Here is an 18447-nt window from a genome sequence, read left to right as displayed (position 1 = left end):
GAAATGAAACATGCAACAGCAGCGTAGTAATTTAAAGGCCTTTTTTCTTAATTTGATTCCTGGAGCAGGTCATTATTATATCGGAAAACGTCCACAAGGCATTGTTTATCTTCTGTTAAGCTTTGGCATCTTATTTATGTCATTCTTGATAGCTGTGGCTGAAGGCGCTGAGGATATTTTAATAATGGGTGTGATGGGGTTCCTACTTATTGGGACAGTTTCTATGGTGCATCTGGTGGTAAAAATGCTGCAGATGCCTGCTCCGGCGATGGCTCCAGATGGATCGAGGGTTGATTTTATTTCGGTGCCCGTTAAAACTGCGGATAATGAGCGTGTCCATGTAATCTTATTATCGTTCATTCCAGGATTAGGTCATTTTCATATGGGGCTGATGCAGCGAGGGTTATCCTTCCTCATTTCTTTCTTCGGTTTTATGACCGTGATGTTATTCCTGGCTGGAATTACGTCTAGTGACGCTTTTCTTCTCTTGTTTGGCGTATTACCCGTTATCTGGTTGTATTGCATGTTTGATGCGGTTCAGTTAATCCATCGCAAGCAAGCTGGAGAAGAGATGGTAGATCGGACTTTATTCGAAGAGATGGAGGCGGGTCGTGAGGAGGGGCGCCGCAGCAAAGTTTTGGCAACGCTGCTTTCTGCTTTTCCAGGTGCTGGACAAATGTATCTAGGGCTGCAAAAAAGAGGTTTACAGCTCATGCTGCTATTCCTGGGAAGTATTTATGTCATGGATCTACTGCGATTAACATTGCTCTTCTTCCTGATCCCAGTCATTTGGTTCTACAGTTTGTTCGATGGCTTACAGCTTGTCAGCCGACATGGTCGGGAGCCCTTGCAGGATAAGCCAGTTATCGAAGGATTCTTAAATCATCAAGGGTGGCTTGGAGCTGCATTATTGTGTCTAGGATTGTATTACATTGTAGTGAATGTCGCAGTTCCTGCGCTTGATATCAGATTTCCTGAATGGCATTTGGAGTATATAGTCAATGAATATTTCAGAACCATTATCGTATCTGTGCTATTAATTGGCGGTGGTTTGAAGCTGATGGCGGGAAGTAAGAACAATAAAGGGAGAAAAGGGACAGGTGGTCATTCTTGAATAATCCGACTGAATTACAGCAGGGAGTCATTGTTCCAAGCGAGCGTCCAGTCACTGAAGATAAATCAAGACGCTGGCGTGTAGGGACATTATCGATGGGACTGAGCCTTTTATTTCTGGGGGCTTTAATTATGGTCTCGCAGTGGAAGGGAGCGGAAGTGTTTGAGACGACGCTTGCTTGGTGGCCGGTCATTTTTATATTGTTAGGTTTGGAAATAGTGATATACACTTTATGGTTTCGTGGAAAAGGAAAAATGTATTATGACGTGTTAAGTATTCTTTTCGTAGGGTTTATATCTGTATGTTGTCTGATTTTTGCGGGATTTAGTTCCTTAGGATTAACTCAGGAATTTCGCCGTACCGTCTCAGCTGTGGAGGAAAGTTATACATTACCTGATTGGCAGGGAACCGTTCCAGACGGCGTTAGTACCATCATTGTCCAAGCTGCCGAGCCTTACGGGATTAAAGTGGATCAAACGGGTGGGCACGAGCTGAATGTATTTGGAAGTTATTCTACAAATAAAGGGAAGCTAAAAGAAGCACAAGAGCAACAACTGCTTCAGACTAAGCATGTCGGGAATACGCTATACATCATTTTAGGGGAAACTCCTAGAGATTTGCTATTTGATAATTCTAGGAACAACCTTGACGTGACTGTTGGGGCTCCGGCTAATGTTAAAGTGATTGTTCGAGATACTTATGGAAATGTCGTATCGGGCAAATCATAGCCTTAACTTCAAAAAAAGATCGCTTCCTGACCAAGTTGGTCTGGGAAGCGATCTTTTTTGAAAGATAAGGAATTTTAGGTTACGAATGCAGCTCTTTTTCAAGCGCCGCGCCCATTTCGCGGGAACGTTCGGCACATCGGTTGACTGCCGCAATGACAGTTTCAAAGAATTCTCCGTGCTCCAGCACTTCTATTGCTGCTTGTGTAGAGCCATTCGGGGATGTGACCTTCTTACGAAGTGCAGCTGGCTCCTCACCCGTTTGTTGTACCATTCTGGCAGCGCCTAGCACTGTTTGGACAGTTAGCTGTGTGCTTTGTTCAAGCGGCAATCCACCACGGATACCTGCGGCGATCATTGCTTCCATCATGTAATAAATATAGGCAGGTCCACTGCCGGAGATACCTGTCAAGGTTTCCATGCGTTCTTCATCAATGACGGTTGTAAGTCCAACAGCTTCAAAGATGTTGAGTGCAAGGCGTCGGCCTTTCTCATCAACTTCTTTGGAGAAGGCTATGCCAGTGGCCCCGAGACCAATGGAACTGGAAGTATTCGGCATTGTACGGACGATAGGTTGCTCTTTGCCAAGCAGTCCTTGCATCGTTCGAATAGACAATCCAGCGATTACAGAGACTATGATCTGATCAGGAGAAAGAAGAGGACCTATTCCTCGTAGCGCTTCTGCAGCGTCTTTTGGTTTCATAGCTAACACGATTACTGGTGAATTCTTTAGATAATCTATTTTTTGCTCAGGATCATTTGTACCCATTACACCGTATCGGCTTCTTAATTCTGCCAGGCGTTCACTACTGCTGCGATTAAGCATAATAACATGATCGGATTTCACGATACTGCGGCTAATCATCCCGCGAACGATGGCTTCTGCCATGGAGCCTGCGCCATAAAATACAATATTATGATTCATAAGTGGAATGGAAGGTTGCTGACACATGGCTAAAATCCTCCTAAAAGTTGTGAGATTGAAAACAGAAGCGTGGACACTAACCCCGAATTTGACCTGTTCCGTAAATCTTATACTTAGTTGAAGTAAGGGCAGGCAGACCCATCGGTCCACGGGCATGTAGTTTCTGTGTACTAATGCCGATCTCTGCACCGAATCCAAATTCAAAGCCATCTGTGAAACGGGTTGAGGCATTGTGATAAACAGCCGCAGCATCAATTTCTTGTAAGAAGCGTGCAGCATTTCCTTGATCTTCTGTTACGATACATTCCGAATGTTTTGTTCCATACTTAGCAACATGCAACATGGCTTCGTCCAAATTGCTGACAATTTTGATATTCAAGATATAATCGTTATATTCTGTGGCATAGTCTTCTAAGGTTGCAGGTAATGCCCATGGGACAAAGGATAATGTTTCCTGGCAGCCACGCAATTCAACATTAACATCACGGAAAGCTTCGGCCAAAGAAAGCAGATACTCGTTTGCGTAATCCCGATGAACGAGCAGTGTCTCCATAGAATTACATACTGAAGGTCGCTGTGCTTTGGCATTCAAGCTTATGTTCTTTGCCATTTCTGGCAAGGCACTTGCATCGAGATAGGTGTGGCAGATGCCTGCTCCCGTTTCAATGACGGGTACTGTTGCGTTAAGCACTACATTTTGAATAAGTGAGCTGCCTCCGCGTGGAATGATCACATCCAAAAGTCCGTTCAGCTTTAGCATTTCATCTACCGAAGAACGATTAGGGTCTTCAATCAGCTGAAGGGCATTAGGTGGCATTGAGGTCTCAGCAAGAGCGCTGTGCAGAACCTCGACAATCTTACGGTTGGAGGATAGGGCAGAGGAGCCACCGCGCAGCACTACGGCGTTGCCTGTCTTGAGACATAGACCAGCAGCATCTACAGTCACATTTGGACGTGCTTCATAGATAATGCCGATCACACCAAGCGGAACGCGAAGCTTCTGGATGCTAAGGCCGTTAGGGCGTTCTATGCTTTCTAGTGTATCACCGATAGGATCAGGTAATACTGCGATTTGTTGCAGACCTTCAGCAATGCCGTTAATTCGGCTTACATCTAACGCGAGACGGTCAAGCATGGACTCAGGGGTCCCGTTAAGTCTTCCTCGTTCCAGATCCTCCACGTTGGCTTCGATAATGGCGGGAGCTTCACGGCGTAGTGCATCAGCCATAATTAGGAGTGCTTCATTTTTTTGGCCAGTTGTTAGACTAGCTAATATTCCGGTGGTTTCTTTGGCTAATTTTGCTTTATTGACAACTTCACTCATGACGATTCCTCCTTAAATTTATATGGACAAGATTTCTTACCTCAGGGTAATCCATTCGTCACGGTGAATGACCTCCAGCCGGTGAACTTCGCCCAGCTTCGGTACAATCTGACCGCTTGGCAAACCTTGAATACTGCGCAGCTGAGCATCATCGTAATTCACAATCCCGCGTCCAAGTAATTTGGAGTCTGGACCTAGAACCTCTACAACATCACCTGCATGAAAGTTACCTTCGGTCTGCTTGACGCCGACAGGCAGCAGACTATGGCCGCCATGGAGCAGCGCTTCAACAGCTCCTTCGTCTATATACAGAGAGCCCAGTGGGGTGGACATGAAGCCAAGCCATTGCTTTTTGACTGGGAGTGACGATAACTTGGTTGCAAAATAAGTACCTCTGCCAGTTCCAGCGGCCGCGAGCTGCAAATCTCCCGGTTCGGTAGCTCTTCCAACAAAGACAGGTACACCGCCTCGCGTAGCGATCTTGGCAGCATCGATTTTTGAACGCATGCCACCTGTTCCCACGCTAGATCCAGCACCACCAGCAATCGCATAAATCTCCGGCGTAATATCATCTACGAACTGATAGCGAACAGCATCGGGATGTTTCCGAGGATCTCCACTATACAAGCCATCCATGTCAGTTAAGACGAGCAATCTAGACGCTTTTAGCAGGTTAGCCACAAGCGCGGACAACGTATCATTATCGCCGAATTTCAACTCATCTACGGAGACGGTATCATTCTCGTTAAATACGGGCACCGCTCCTTGACGAAGCAGCTCTTCTACCGTCATCATAGCGTTGTTCATCGCTCTGCGACTACAAAAGTCGGTACGGGTTAGCAGGATTTGTGCTGTGGTTATTCCATGCTCGGCAAAAGCTTCCTGATACGCCTGCATGAGCAGTACTTGGCCTACAGCTGCTGCTGCTTGCTTCTCATGCAGCAGCTTCGGACGTGTAGGATAACCGATACTGCGAAAGCCTGCTGCTACAGCACCGGAGGTTACTAATAACACCTCGCAGCCGTTTCTCTTCAATTCGGCAATCTCTGAAGCAAAGAAGGACACGGCTTCGCGATTCAATCCGCCTTCCGTTCCAGTCAGTGAGCTGCTGCCTATTTTGACTACGATTCGTGCCGTCATATCTGTTCACTTCCTCAGTATTTTTATAGATGCTGAAAACGACAAAAAGCCCCCATCCTTAGACTTAGCAAAGGACGAAAGCTTGTAAACTTCCGCGGTACCACCTTCATTGATGAGGGATCATCCGACTTCATTCTCGTAACGGGAGGATCCGTCCTGCTTAGCACAGGCCGCTCGGGGGTAGGATTCGGAACGAAAACCGCGGTAAATTCTTTCAGCCTGTCGGAATTCACTCTCTAGGCGCGGTTTGACTCATTCTTACTGGTCCCGTCTGCACGTTTCACTTATTTTCAATAGAATACCATGGAGATGGTTGCTTTGCAAAGGAAAAACAAAGGAACTATTTCACCCATTAGAAAGCTTTGATTATTCTGTTTAACCTCTAAGCAAGGGGTCGGAATACTTATAATCTGTTGCCAAGAGGTGTATTTAATTGACTAAAGACAACAATCCTGAGCAGATGCAGAATCAAGATCTAAACGAAAAAGCAGAGATCCAGAATAGTGTGACTCGGGAATTTTTGGGATATCATACTGGGAATCCGAACAATAATAGGCCAGTTAATGAAAGTGCGGCTCGGGTGTCAGATGATCAGAACAGCCTTCCACGGGTCTATTCTTCGGTTAATTCAGATACCGTAGATTTAAAGGTTTCAACAAAAGCCTTAGCGGCTTTAGATAAATAACGTCCACGTCGATAGGCTACGACAAGTGTTCGGCTAGGGGCAGGATCAGTGAGCGGTAAGTAGACAGGGACGAATTCACTCCGCGGTGCACGGGCAATAAAATGAGGCACAAGAGTTACACCCATTCCAGTGGCGACCAGAGACTGAACTGTTTCCATGTTATTGCTCTCAAAAACAATTTTTGGCTCGAAGCCAGCGTTTCGGCAAAGATCCATAGTCATTTTACGGAAGCCTTGACCTTCTTTAAGTACGATAAATGGCTCGTCCTTTAGTTCTTCCAAAGAGGTCTTAGTTCCATCTAAGCTACGTTTAGCTAGCGGGTGTTCGGGTGGAACTGCAAGATCGATCCTTTCCTCACCCAGTTCTTCGTAAGCAAGAGCCGGGATTTCGAGCGGCAATGAGAGCAGACTTAAATCAGTCTGACCACTCGCAGTGAGCTTTTCTAGGTTCATGGAGGAGTCTTCGAGCAGTGTGATTTCTACTTCCGGGTAATTTTGTTTAAAAACCGGAAGCACATGCGGTAGTAAATGTGCACCAGTGATCGGCATACTGCCTACAACGACGCGCCCGGTACGCAGTTCAGAAATATCAGACATTTCTTGTCGCAGCAGTTCTACGCCATCAATGATGATTTGGGCTTGCTCTACAAATTTAGATCCAGCATAAGTCAGTTCAACAGAGCTGGTGTTTCGCTGGAACAGCATTACACCGAGCTCTTTTTCCAGTTTGGAAAGCTGCTGGCTGAGTGATGGTTGGGCAATGTGCAGCTTGTCCGCTGCACGGGAGAAGTTTTTTTCGGCTGCGATCTGCAGTACATATTGTAGTTGTCTCAGTTCCATGTATAAACTCCTTTGGGAGATTGTTTTTACTTATAAGTATAACCTATGAAACTGGAGTTTTATATAGGTTCGAATGTAAGTTCGTGCACGAACGCACTGACCGGCAATTAGGAAGGTGTGGTTTACCAGTATCCGCTGGAGTCCTTTATGTTTGCCGGTCTAATTTCGATGCTACCCTATTACGTCTTACTATACTTTGCGGGCTGGAGAGATGCTTTGAGGGTTGTTAAATATATTTCCCGGGTCATATTTAGCTTTGACTCTCCGTAATCTAGGATAGTTCGCTCCATAATATACTGGTCCGGAATTTTTAATTCCCTGGTCTGGAACGTTGATGTAGCTCCCCACGATAAATGGCTGCAGCTTCCGACGTGTATTTCGTACTAGGAATATATTTCTGGCAGCTTCCGATTTCTTGATCCATGAGCTATTCCACTCTACATAAAATTTCGCTTTACGCCAGTAAAAGGCTGTTGATTTGGGTGACTTACGGCTCACAGCTCCACCCCAGTTGAGGAAAAAGAAACCTGCGAACTCTCCCTCCACTTTTTCTAAGAATTCACGCATGGACTTAATTGCCTTGTCCGGGAAGGGTTTTCTTACGAAACCGCTGGAGAACTGGTTGCTGACTCTTTGAGTTAGCACTGGATCGGGCGCTAACATAAAACTCACTACTTTTGAATAGGGCAAAGAGCGGATGATTTGATTCGTAGGCGTTCCAATGCTCGTAACGGGCTTTAAGAGGCGGGAAGCCTCTGCTTTTGACCCGAGGAACAGCCCCGTCATAGTGACATTACCGCCTTTTTTCGGACCAATGGATAATTCACTGCCCAATTTGGTATTCACGGAAGGAGCCCAGAGTTGCCAAGCTTTGAATACCTTCTCGAACTGATTCCAAGGCCAGGTGATACGAAAAACGGTAGCCGAAGCTGGAGCTGGACGTACTTTGAATTTGTAACTGGTGTAAACTCCGAAATTACCCCCGCCACCTCCGCGGGAAGCCCAGAGAAGATCAGAGTTACTATTCTTATTGGCATGAATAATTCTCCCTTTGGCATCAACCATTTCGAGTCCGATTAGATTATCACTAACAAGGCCCACGGTTCGCTGGAGCGGCCCGATACCCCCGCCTAGGGTGATGCCTCCGATTCCAACCGTAGGGCTATCGCCGAATGGAGCCATATATCCTCGCCCAGCAAGCGTGTGTGCAATTCTCCCCACTGTATTTCCGGTACCTACAACAACAGTTCCAGATTTTTTATTTAGTTTGATTTCCTTCATTTCACTCACATCGATGACAATTCCTCCGGTGATTTGTGAAAGATTAACCTCCAAAGAATGTCTGCCGCTTCTTGCACGGATGGGGACTTTATTCTCGTTAGCCCATTTTATGGCGTTCGCAACATCTTGTGTTTTTTGTGCGAAGACAAACACTTTCGGGAATTTGTCAGTATGCGGATCCCAATTCTTGCGTGCCGTTTCATACCCTTGATCACCTTTGAAAATAACTCGCCCGGTAAGTCTCGTTCTTGACTTCAATTGTTCCAACTCCTTCTGAGATAACAAATGCACTGCATTTCAACAACCAGGACCCGATATAGTATGAAGGACATTCGTCTAAGGAGTGGGCTGACTAGGGTCTCAGCAAAAAAATCGTCTTCAATCTTATAGGTTAAACCTATCAGTTCTATAGATATCATATCTTGGAATTATAAAGACGGTGATGTTATATTTAGATCATTCAAGAGAGACTCCACGCTCTCTTCCAATGAACGATTCTATTAATGAGGTGAAATTATGAGCAACAAGACAATGTTTGAGAAGATTTGGGATAATCATGTTATTCATCAAGAGGAAGGTAAACCTAGCATTATTTATATCGATCTGCATTTGGTTCATGAAGTAACTTCTCCACAAGCTTTCGAAGGACTTCGCCTTAGTAATCGGAAGGTTCGCCGTCCTGAGCTGACTTTCGCTACAATGGATCACAACGTTCCTACCAAGGATCGTTTTAACATTAAAGATCCAATTTCCAAACAGCAAATTGATACACTTTCTAAAAATTGTGCTGATTTTGGTGTTAGATTGTTCGACCTGAATGATATCGATCAAGGCGTTGTACACGTAATGGGACCTGAGATCGGCTTGACGCATCCTGGTAAAACTATCGTTTGCGGCGACAGCCATACCTCCACACATGGAGCATTTGGTGCGCTGGCTTTTGGTATCGGAACTAGTGAAGTTGAACATGTAATGGCTACCCAATGTTTGCAGCAATCCAAAGCTAAGACTATGGAAGTTCGTTTCACAGGTAAACGCAATCCTGGTGTAACAGCAAAGGATATGATCCTTGGTGTTATTGCTAAGTATGGTACTGATTTTGCCACAGGTTATGTAATTGAGTACACAGGTGAAGCTATTCGTGAGCTGTCGATGGAAGAACGTATGACCGTCTGCAACATGTCGATCGAAGGCGGAGCAAGAGCAGGCTTGATCGCTCCTGACGAAACTACTTTTAACTATCTGCGTGGACGTCAATATGTGCCGCAAGGGGAAGCTTATGACGCTGCTGTTGAAGGATGGAAGAGTCTTGTTAGTGACGAAGGTGCTCAGTATGATACAGTAGTTGAATTCGATGTGGAGACATTGATTCCACAAGTGACTTGGGGCACTAGCCCGGGTATGGGTACAGATATCAACTCTAGCGTGCCAAATCCGGCTGACTTCACCACTGAAAATGAACGCAAAGCTGCTGAAAAAGCACTTGAATATATGGATTTGATTCCTGGAACACCTATTTCTGAAATTCCAATCGATTATGTATTTATCGGTTCTTGTACTAACGGACGGATCGAGGATTTGAGAGCAGCAGCTGTGGTAGCAAAAGGCCATAAGGTCTCTGACAAGGTTACTGCCATTGTTGTTCCTGGATCTGGTCGTGTTAAAATGCAGGCTGAGAAGGAAGGGCTTGATAAAGTCTTTACTGACGCGGGTTTTGAATGGCGCGAAGCGGGATGCAGCATGTGCCTTGCAATGAACCCTGATGTACTGCAACCTGGGCAACGTTGTGCATCTACCTCGAACCGTAACTTTGAAGGACGGCAAGGTCGCGGTGGACGCACGCATCTGGTATCCCCAGCTATGGCTGCTGCAGCTGCGATAAAAGGCCGTTTCACTGATGTACGTGATTGGAACTATAAGACGGAAGCTGTCAGCTCATAGAACTAGAGAGAACACGGGAGGATAAAACTATGGATGCTTTTAAAAAATTAACAGGAATTGTTGCACCAGTAGATCGGGTGAATGTAGATACGGATGCAATTATCCCAAAGCAGTTCTTGAAACGGATTGAACGGACGGGATTTGGACAATTTTTGTTCTATGAATGGCGTTTTGATGAAGCGGGTAACGATAACGCAGCTTTTGAAATGAATAAACCACGCTATCAAGGTGCTTCTGTCTTGATTTCACGTGCTAACTTTGGATGCGGTTCTTCACGGGAGCATGCACCTTGGGCGATTATGGATTATGGGTTTAAAGTTGTCATTGCACCTTCCTATGCAGATATCTTCTACAATAACTGCTTTAAGAACGGCATTTTGCCAATCAAGCTATCGGAAGAGCAAGTGGATGAACTGTTCAACCGGACAGCACAGCACGATGGCTACCAGTTGACTGTAGATCTGGAGAGCAACACACTCCATGATGAATATGGACTGAGCATCAGCTTTGAGCTGGATGAGCACCGTCGACAGTTCTTGCTGCAAGGTCTGGATGATATCGGATTAACCCTTCAGCATGCAGATGAAATTGCTGCGTATGAAGAGCGTCATGCAGCTAAGTTATTCTCTTAATAATAGGATATAAGTGGTTTCATTCTTAAATTTTACAAAAATTACGCAAAACTTCTATTTCCGGGTGTCGGAAATAGAAGTTTTTTTGCTATAATCGAAATATTGATTGGTGATAAAGGAAACATTTGGTGATTTCTGTCGTCTTAGTATTTATCTAGATCTATTACTTGCAGAAGGAGCGGGAAAATGAGAAGAGTTGGGTATCGAAAGTTGCTGCTATTGTTGCTGCCATTATTATTACTATCCTTTACTGGACGTGAAGCTGCCGCGGCTGGTAGCAGCTCAGGCAGAATTATTATGGACAATCAAGAACTTGCTTTACCAAAAGGAATTAAACTTGAGAACGTCAATGGTAGCGTTATGATTCCCGTCAGAGTGGTAGTGGAGAATCTTGGATTTGAGGTATTATGGGAGCAGCAGGCCCGCAAAGTAACGGTTCACCAAGATGGAAAAAGCATTGAGCTGGCTGTAGGAAAAAAAACAGCTGATGCGGATGGAGTAACGTTTGATTTAAACGCAGCACCCAAGCAAAGCGGTGGTACAGTTCTCGTTCCGATCCGTTTCGTAAGTGAGCAGTTCGGTCTAAAGGTTGGCTGGGATAATAGCGATAAAACGGTCTATTTGACGGGTGGACAAGCTTCGGTGGCTACACCTGAGGGAACCGTTACTAGTCCAACAGCAACAAGTACACCTTCTCCAACTCCAATGACTACACCCGGCATGGATAATGGCACAAGCGCTGGAAGTGTTTTACCCTCTCAGACACCACAATCATCCTCAGTACCAGGAAGCACTGGTGTGAATGCAGCAGGTCCGCTTGTAAATGGGGCAGTCTTTACTGAGAATCGATTAATCATCGCTGTTTCTGGAGCTCTTAAACCTAGCATCACAAAAATGAGTAGTCCAGATCGAATCGTTGTAGATTTTCCCGGTGCAGCTTTTGCTCCTGATTTCGTAGGCGGCCTACCGAGTATTACCACAAACGGAACTCCGCAAGGCAAGCTGGATGTTACTGGTTACCCTCTAGTTTCTGAGATCCGGTATGCGTTGTTCAGTGTAAGTCCTTCTACTGTTAGGTTCGTGATTCAAACGATCGGTAGCCAGCCTTATCAATTAAGTACGGATGAAAGTACTGGACTGGTGACACTAGATTTGAATGTTACAGGCAGTGAAGGGAACCCCTCAGGTGGTAGTGGAATGACAGGAAAGCCAGTTGTAGTTCTCGACGCGGGTCATGGAGGGACGCAATCAGGAGCAGTCAGTCTCACGGGTAAGCTGGAAAAAGACTTCAATCTGGCAGTTATCCGTAAAGTACAAACACTACTTATGCAGGAAGCTTTAGTTGACGTTGTATTTACTAGAACTGAAGATATTACGCTGGGACTTCAGGATCGAGTAAATATCGCAGAAGCGGCAAAGGCTAATCTATTTATCTCAGTGCATGGAAATTCACTGGAGCTGGGTTATCCGAATAGAGACAAAATAAATGGCAGTGAAACGTACTATTCGCGTAGTGGGAGTCTGCCGCTTGCTCAGATCATGCACAAACATCTGATTGCAGGTACTGGATTTAAGGACAACGGAGTAAGAACGAAAAGTCTGCATGTGACAAGAGAAACTAGTATGCCTGCAGTGCTTCTGGAAGTGGGGTATCTTACTAATTCAGGAAATGAATCAGGGATGTATAATGAGCAGCTTCAAGACAAATTAGCGAGGGAAATTGTAGCCGGTATTAAGGAATATCTAGGCCTTTAATGCTTGATGTTGGTGAGATTTCTCAATTTTTATGGAATATATTCGCAACCTTTATAGATTATTAGCGTCTAATAGAGGTCTGAGGTTGACGTAGACAGGCCATCACGATCGCCATTCACAGGCGAATACTAGATTTAGAGGTGAAGAATGAAGAAATTCAGTTTGATGTTGTTTTTGTTGCTCTTAGTATTTGTTTTGCCTGAAAACGGACATGCTGCTGCCGGAAATAGCAAGATTTATCTGGACGGCAAGGAGCTGACCGCAGGGCAAAATGTCCCGGTTGAAAATGTGAATGATACAATCATGGTGCCGTTAAGGTTGATCTCTGAAAGCCTTGGATATAACGTGGGTTGGGATCAGAAGAGCAAGACGGTAACGATTGAACAGCAAGGAAAGGTCATCAAACTGGTTGTGAATCAAAAGATAGCCTCCGTTGATGACAAGACAGTAACACTTACCACAGCACCTGTCCTTCGTAGTAATACGACACTTGTACCGATTCGGTTCATTAGTGAACAGTTTGGATTAAATGTCTCGTGGGACAACGTGAAGAAGAGTGTGTATCTTATTACCCCAGGATCCTCAAATGATAACGGTAGTTCAGGTGGAAATACTGAAAATGGTGGATCTGAGGTTGTACCGCCGGTAGATCCTTCTAAGAATTTAACGATGGTAAATGGTGTGAGCTTTAGTGAAAATCGTTTGAGCATTGCCATGGAGGGTAGTTCAGTACCAAAAGTGACAGTGATGACTGGGCCGAATCGGTTAGTTGTTGATTTACCTAATGCCACCTTCTCAGACCTATTTGGCACAGGACAGATCCTTGATCCTGACCTAAACGGTAGCTTGGAAGTGAAAGATTATCCCGATGTATCAGGAGTACGTTACTCCCTTTATAGCACGAATCCTTATACAGTACGTTTTGTAATCGATTTGAACTATGCTAAGAATTACAACGTTACCGTAACTGGAGACGATTCTAAGCTGGTTGTAATCGATCTAAATGCGGAAAGTACTGATGATACTACAACACAACCGGGGAATAACGGCAGAAAGCTAGTAGTATTAGATGCAGGGCATGGAGCTAAAGATTCGGGAGCAGTGGGTGTTACAGGTAAATACGAGAAGAATTTTAATTTGGCCATCGTACTTAAGACAGCTGAATTGCTGAAAAAAGAAAGCAATATTGACGTTGTGCTGACACGTAGTAATGATACTTTCTTGGAGCTCAAGGATAGAGCAGCTATGGCTAATAATCTAAAAGCTGATATATTCATATCTGTACACGCCAATAGCTCAGGATCCTCTGCGGCTAGTGGAACAGAAACGTATTATCAACGGGAAGCCAGTAAAGCTTTGGCGAACGTGATGCATAAATATCTTGTTCAAGCTACAGGACTTAGCGATCGCGGTGTACGTTATGGGAATTTCCATGTTATCCGCGAAACGAAAATGCCTGCAGTATTACTTGAAGTGGGATACCTTAGCAATAAAAAAGATGAGGCATTGCTTTTTACAGATGCACTTCAAAACAAAGTTGCGGCTTCAATAGTGAGTGGGATTAAGGAATATTTGGGTATAAAATAACAGACCAGTGGCAGACGAGCGCCGCAAAGTCAGCTTTCTGCTTTTATTTTAAAAGGCAAGAAGTGGTTTTGCGGTACCTGTCTGCCCGTATTCATCTAGAGGAGGCGTTTATTAATGATGAAACAAAAATGGAGTACAATTGGAATCGCTACACTGCTTCTGCTAGTGATTGCTGGCTGTGGAGACAAGCCTACTGCGGCTCCAGCAAATGGTGTGGAGCAAGAACCTTCAAATGTTGTAAGTGGTGCGGGAGAAAGTACACCGGCTCCAAGCGATGAATCAGGAAACGAAGTGGCTAGCACTCCGCAACCGACAGCAGATAACAGCAACACAGAAACTCAGGCAACTGCAAAGCCAGTAGCAGATGAGAAACAAAAACAGAGCCAGAGTATCGATGCATATTATACGGATTCACAAGTTATGGATTTGATTCCTGCTAAGACTAGCATCAGCTTCTCTGACGATGCCCAGAAATATACAGAGACGTTCAAAGCATTGCAGAGCAACGAGAATACGGACCTTGTATCGTTATGGGGCAAGATTGAACTGAAATCGTTAAAGTTTGTTGATGGTCAAATTGTAATGGATATTCATAAACCGGATGAAGCACAGCTGGGTGCTGGTGGGGAGTCCTTAGCGATTTCATCACTTGCCAAAACCTATTTTCAATTTGAAGAAGTAAAAAGCATCGAAGTTTTGGTGGATGGTGAAAAGGTTGAAAGCTTGATGGGTCATGTTGACCTAATGCATCCTATGACTAGAGATAATAGCTAATTGTTATTACAACAAAGGATAAAAGCATCTAACTGACGAACTTTAAACTATACTATTTATTTGAGTCATAGAGAGGGGAATAATCTATTGTCCGCGCAAAAAAGGTCAAAACGTCCATTGAAGGCTTATTCTACGAAAGCAGTATCGGCTGTTATGGCTGGAACCATGATTTTTAGTGGCGCAAGCGCAGTGTTTGCAGATACAGCAGCTACAGCAGCAACAACTACTACACAATCTGTTGGCATCTTTAGCGATGTGAAGACAGGCTTTTGGGCTGAAAAGCATATTTATAAATTAGCATCACAAGGAATTGTAGTTGGTAATAATGGTTTGTTCCGCCCTGGGGATTCTGTCACTCAACAGGAAGCTGTGCTTATGGCATTACGTTTTATGAAGTTGCAGGATAAAGTGGATACTTCTTCAACGGTTGCCTTACCTAATGATTTTAAGGTTACGAATTATTACAAGGATTATGTAGTGTTGGCCTTTCAACAAGGCCTACTTGATAAGGCAACTGAAATGGCTCCAGATAATCTGAAGACTTCTTGGGGAGAGCGTAAAGCCTCCCGCGAATGGATTTCTGAACTCTTAATTCGTGCACTAGGAAAAAGTGCAGATGCTGCTGTAGCAGCTAGTGCGCCGACAGGCTTTGCGGATGATGCTAAAGTGTCTGCAAACAAAAGAGGGTATATCAACGTTGCTGTTGATCTGAAATTAGCTAATGGTCTTGACGGTAATCGCTTTGATCCACAAGGGGCTGTGACCCGTGCTCAATTGGCGACTTTTTTCAGCCGTGCGGAAGCACACAATACGGTTGAATACGACAACACGGTATCAGGAACAATCAGTCAATTAGCAGATGGGAAACTATCCGTTTATAACAATGGCAAGACTTCTACATATACCCTGGGAGCGAGCACCGCTTATTACACAAGCGCTTCTGAAAGTAGAATAAATCTAAGTGATGTCCAACCTTATACAAAGGTTACTGTAATTGGAGCGACATATAACGCAGCCTATGTTGAAGTGACTGATCCTACACAACAAGTGGAGAACCTTTCCGGAAGCTTCGCAATGGTAGCACCTGGTAATAAGCTATGGCTCAAATCAGCTACTGGGTTCACTGAGTATTATTATGATGAAACGACTACCTTTGTAGATGCAAACGGGACATCAATTGAACCTGCTTCCCTGGTAGCAGACAGTGTAGTTACTTTGCAACGTGAGACTTACAGTGGATCACACAGAGTGGTCAGTGTTCAAGTGACTTCAGGGGTAGTTAACAAAACGACAACAGGTACCGTTCAAAGCATAGATCTTACTGGGAAAAGCATTACGTTTAAAAATGCTGCTGGTACGGTGGAAACCTTTAAATGGGAAGATGGAACTTCATTATTCAGCTCGCAATCATCAGTGCTGCAGCCAGCAGATTTAAAGACAGGTGCTGCTGTTAAATATACGATTAAGGAAAATGTGATACGTACTGTAGAAGTGACAGAAGGTGTTGAACGGACAGTTCAAGGTGTACTTACCGAACTGAGCAATTCAACAGTTGTGTATAAAAAAACGGACGGAACACGTGAAGTTAAACTGTTAGGCACGAAGCCGGTGATTGTTATTCCTAATATGAATAGCGCTGTGGCTGATGACCTTATAGCTGATGCAATAGGTGGGGACAAAATTCAGCTTACGTTGAACAGCAGTGATCAAGTCATAAAGATTGAAGTGTTAAGCCGTCAAATTGAGCAGTATAGTGGAGCGACGGTTATTGACTATAATAATAAAACGCAACTATTGACAGTTATGGATACTGATAAAAAGGCACATGTCGTTCAGTTGGATGAAAAAACAAAATTGTTGATTGAAGGCGTACTCCCTAATTTAAGTAATGTCGGTACGAAACTTGTTGAGAACCGTAAAGTGAATTTAACGGCAATAGGTCAACGGGCTCTGTCTTTGGAAATTGTCACAAAGTATGAAGGAACCCTGTCTGCTGTTAATTCTTCTTTTAAAACAATTGTATTGAAGCTTAAGGACAGTGGGCAAACTATAACAATGCCTTATCCACAATTAGTTGATTTTTTTGGGAAGACTAATCCAACCTTAAGTGATGTTCCTGTTGGTAGTAATGTGACAGCCTCACTGACAACTAGTCAGGATCTAATAGCAGTATTGAAAGTAAAGACCGTTCTTCAGGTTGAAGCAGCAACCGTTAATTCTGGAACCAACCGTATAAGTATTAAATGGAATGGGGGGACCAGTGAGATTAATACTGCGGCGCTCCCAATAACAAATGAAGCCGGTGAGAGCATTAAGCTAACCGCTTTGAAATCGGGAGATTATCTGAATGTGACTTTTGATGGAAGCACACCGCTCGCTATTCAGGCAGTTAAGCTTACAACGGGTCAGATTAGTTCAGTAGGAGCAGCAACGAATAGCTTAATTGTGAAGGAGTATGCTGGAGCAGCACAAAACTTTACTGTAAGCGGTGGGGTTAGAATCATACGTGATGGCGCCACAACAACTGCTCTTAGTAACTTAACAACAGCGGACAGAGTGGAGATTCGTAAAGACACGGATGGAGCGACAGTCATTCGTGTGTTACCACAGTTAACTCGTTCATTCTCTCGCTATGACAGTTCGACGAACTCATTGGTGACTAAGAGAGCTAATCTGAACGATAAGTATCAGTTCACGCTTGCTTCAAATGTATATATTCATCAAGGAGATACGACATTGTCCGTGCAATCTCTGAAAGAAAATGATAATATTATAATGTATTTCAATAATGATATCGTGGTTGAAATTGTGAAACAATAGTAGCAATGGTGGATTTCTGAGTGAATCACCGTCTTGACACAGGAGCTTTGCCTGCGTCAAGACGTTTTTTTTGAAATATAAGAAAGTATAAGAGTTGTATTTTCTTGAAATGTATGAAACCATACGTTATAATACAGACTTTGCTTATATTTCTTTACATTAGAGAGGACACGCTCATGTGAGTTTTAATGAGCGTAATCGCTCCGTGGAGGGGACACTATGAAAGTTGCAGAGGTCCGCCACATTTTGGATACGATTGGAAACTTGTTCCCTGATGCTCATTGCGAGTTAAATCATAGTAACGCTTTTGAATTAACGATAGCGGTACTGTTATCAGCCCAATGTACGGATGCAACGGTGAACAAAGTGACCGTGGACCTGTTCCAAAAGTACAAAGCCCCCATCGATTATATTTCTGTACCGCTGGAGGAATTGGAGGGGGATATCCGGCGCATCGGCCTTTATCGTAACAAAGCTAAGCATATCCAAAGCCTATGCTCTATACTCATAGAACAGTATGGTGGCGAGGTGCCTGAGGCTCATGACTTGCTTGTAACTTTACCCGGTGTAGGTCGTAAAACTGCAAATGTAGTAGTATCCAATGCTTTTGGAGTTCCTGCCATTGCAGTGGACACGCATGTGGAGAGGGTTGCTAAACGACTTGCATTAGCAGGCTGGAAAGATTCTGTGCTGGAAGTGGAAAAGAAGCTGATGAAGGCTGTGCCACGTGACGAATGGACGATCACTCATCACCGGCTTATCTTTTTCGGACGATATCACTGCAAGGCACAGAACCCAAAATGTCAAGTTTGCCCGCTCCTTGATGTATGTCGAGAGGGCAAAAAACGTATGAAAACAGCTGTTGTCAGGAAAGATAAAGATCATACGCCAAAAAGTTAGAGTTG

The 18447-nt window shown here is 44.2% G+C and carries 14 protein-coding genes; 9 read left to right on the top strand and 5 right to left on the bottom strand.

Features of this window, described 5'->3' with window-relative positions; genetic code table 11:
* Positions 1-10 precede the first annotated feature (10 nt).
* Positions 11-1114, top strand: a complete 1104-nt coding sequence (locus M2444_RS06640; RefSeq protein WP_094877082.1) for a hypothetical protein — start codon at positions 11-13, stop codon at positions 1112-1114.
* Positions 1111-1842 carry a hypothetical protein gene (locus M2444_RS06635; RefSeq protein WP_094877081.1) on the top strand — a complete coding sequence of 244 codons (732 nt, stop codon included), beginning with the start codon at positions 1111-1113 and terminating at the stop codon, positions 1840-1842. The genes M2444_RS06640 and M2444_RS06635 overlap by 4 nt, the downstream gene beginning before the upstream one ends.
* A gap of 79 nt (positions 1843-1921) precedes the next feature.
* On the opposite strand, the gene proC is transcribed toward M2444_RS06635, so the two are convergent.
* The 5 genes from proC to M2444_RS06610 all read right to left on the bottom strand — a co-directional run bounded on the left by proC (position 1922) and on the right by M2444_RS06610 (position 8291).
* Complete coding sequence (proC, locus tag M2444_RS06630; RefSeq protein ID WP_094872578.1) at positions 1922-2791, bottom strand: pyrroline-5-carboxylate reductase; 870 nt, start codon at positions 2789-2791, stop codon at positions 1922-1924.
* Between the two features lie 49 nt (positions 2792-2840).
* Entirely contained in the window at positions 2841-4088 is a 1248-nt protein-coding gene (locus M2444_RS06625; protein ID WP_280786571.1) for a glutamate-5-semialdehyde dehydrogenase, read from the bottom strand.
* Between the two features lie 36 nt (positions 4089-4124).
* Positions 4125-5228 carry a glutamate 5-kinase gene (gene proB, locus M2444_RS06620; protein WP_094872581.1) on the bottom strand — a complete coding sequence of 368 codons (1104 nt, stop codon included), beginning with the start codon at positions 5226-5228 and terminating at the stop codon, positions 4125-4127.
* Positions 5229-5840: 612 nt separating this feature from the next.
* Entirely contained in the window at positions 5841-6752 is a 912-nt protein-coding gene (locus M2444_RS06615; protein ID WP_076284590.1) for a LysR family transcriptional regulator, read from the bottom strand.
* Positions 6753-6941: 189 nt separating this feature from the next.
* Entirely contained in the window at positions 6942-8291 is a 1350-nt protein-coding gene (locus M2444_RS06610) for an FAD-binding oxidoreductase (RefSeq protein WP_280786570.1), read from the bottom strand.
* Positions 8292-8549: 258 nt separating this feature from the next.
* On the opposite strand from M2444_RS06610, the gene leuC reads away from it, so the two are divergent.
* The 7 genes from leuC (at position 8550) to nth (ending at position 18442) form a co-directional block, all read left to right on the top strand.
* Positions 8550-9974 (top strand): 3-isopropylmalate dehydratase large subunit, encoded by a 1425-nt coding sequence (gene leuC / locus M2444_RS06605; RefSeq protein ID WP_094877077.1) that lies wholly within the window; start codon positions 8550-8552, stop codon positions 9972-9974.
* A 29-nt stretch (positions 9975-10003) separates the two neighbouring features.
* Positions 10004-10606: a 3-isopropylmalate dehydratase small subunit gene (gene leuD / locus M2444_RS06600; RefSeq protein WP_094872585.1), complete on the top strand. Its 603-nt coding sequence runs from the start codon at positions 10004-10006 to the stop codon at positions 10604-10606.
* 186 nt (positions 10607-10792) lie between these two features.
* Positions 10793-12361, top strand: coding sequence for an N-acetylmuramoyl-L-alanine amidase family protein (locus tag M2444_RS06595; RefSeq protein ID WP_280786569.1), 1569 nt, complete (start codon positions 10793-10795; stop codon positions 12359-12361).
* Between the two features lie 147 nt (positions 12362-12508).
* The gene (locus tag M2444_RS06590; RefSeq protein ID WP_094872588.1) at positions 12509-13948 is read left to right on the top strand and encodes an N-acetylmuramoyl-L-alanine amidase family protein; all 1440 of its coding nucleotides are present in this window, start codon (positions 12509-12511) and stop codon (positions 13946-13948) included.
* A gap of 114 nt (positions 13949-14062) precedes the next feature.
* On the top strand, positions 14063-14722 hold the full coding sequence (locus tag M2444_RS06585; protein ID WP_094877075.1) for a GerMN domain-containing protein: 660 nt from the start codon (positions 14063-14065) through the stop codon (positions 14720-14722).
* Positions 14723-14809: 87 nt separating this feature from the next.
* A complete protein-coding gene (locus M2444_RS06580; RefSeq protein WP_280786568.1) occupies positions 14810-17542 on the top strand; it encodes an S-layer homology domain-containing protein in 2733 nt (910 codons plus the stop codon).
* Between the two features lie 219 nt (positions 17543-17761).
* Positions 17762-18442, top strand: a complete 681-nt coding sequence (nth, locus tag M2444_RS06575) for an endonuclease III (protein ID WP_280786567.1) — start codon at positions 17762-17764, stop codon at positions 18440-18442.
* Positions 18443-18447: the final 5 nt, after the last annotated feature.

This window comes from Paenibacillus sp. PastF-3, assembly GCF_029893135.1.
GTDB lineage: Bacteria > Bacillota > Bacilli > Paenibacillales > Paenibacillaceae > Paenibacillus_AQ > Paenibacillus_AQ nitricinens.
The sequence above is the reverse complement of the archived record's forward strand: the minus strand, read 5'-3'. Positions and strand labels throughout refer to the sequence as shown.

Coding starts and splice junctions, on each gene's coding strand:
- proB (WP_094872581.1), bottom strand. CDS start 5,228: ATGACGGCACGAATCGTAGTCAAAATAGGCAGCAGCTCACTGACTGGA.
- nth (WP_280786567.1), top strand. CDS start 17,762: ATGAAAGTTGCAGAGGTCCGCCACATTTTGGATACGATTGGAAACTTG.
- M2444_RS06625 (WP_280786571.1), bottom strand. CDS start 4,088: ATGAGTGAAGTTGTCAATAAAGCAAAATTAGCCAAAGAAACCACCGGA.
- M2444_RS06590 (WP_094872588.1), top strand. CDS start 12,509: ATGAAGAAATTCAGTTTGATGTTGTTTTTGTTGCTCTTAGTATTTGTT.
- M2444_RS06595 (WP_280786569.1), top strand. CDS start 10,793: ATGAGAAGAGTTGGGTATCGAAAGTTGCTGCTATTGTTGCTGCCATTA.
- leuC (WP_094877077.1), top strand. CDS start 8,550: ATGAGCAACAAGACAATGTTTGAGAAGATTTGGGATAATCATGTTATT.
- M2444_RS06585 (WP_094877075.1), top strand. CDS start 14,063: ATGATGAAACAAAAATGGAGTACAATTGGAATCGCTACACTGCTTCTG.
- leuD (WP_094872585.1), top strand. CDS start 10,004: ATGGATGCTTTTAAAAAATTAACAGGAATTGTTGCACCAGTAGATCGG.
- proC (WP_094872578.1), bottom strand. CDS start 2,791: ATGTGTCAGCAACCTTCCATTCCACTTATGAATCATAATATTGTATTT.
- M2444_RS06640 (WP_094877082.1), top strand. CDS start 11: ATGCAACAGCAGCGTAGTAATTTAAAGGCCTTTTTTCTTAATTTGATT.
- M2444_RS06615 (WP_076284590.1), bottom strand. CDS start 6,752: ATGGAACTGAGACAACTACAATATGTACTGCAGATCGCAGCCGAAAAA.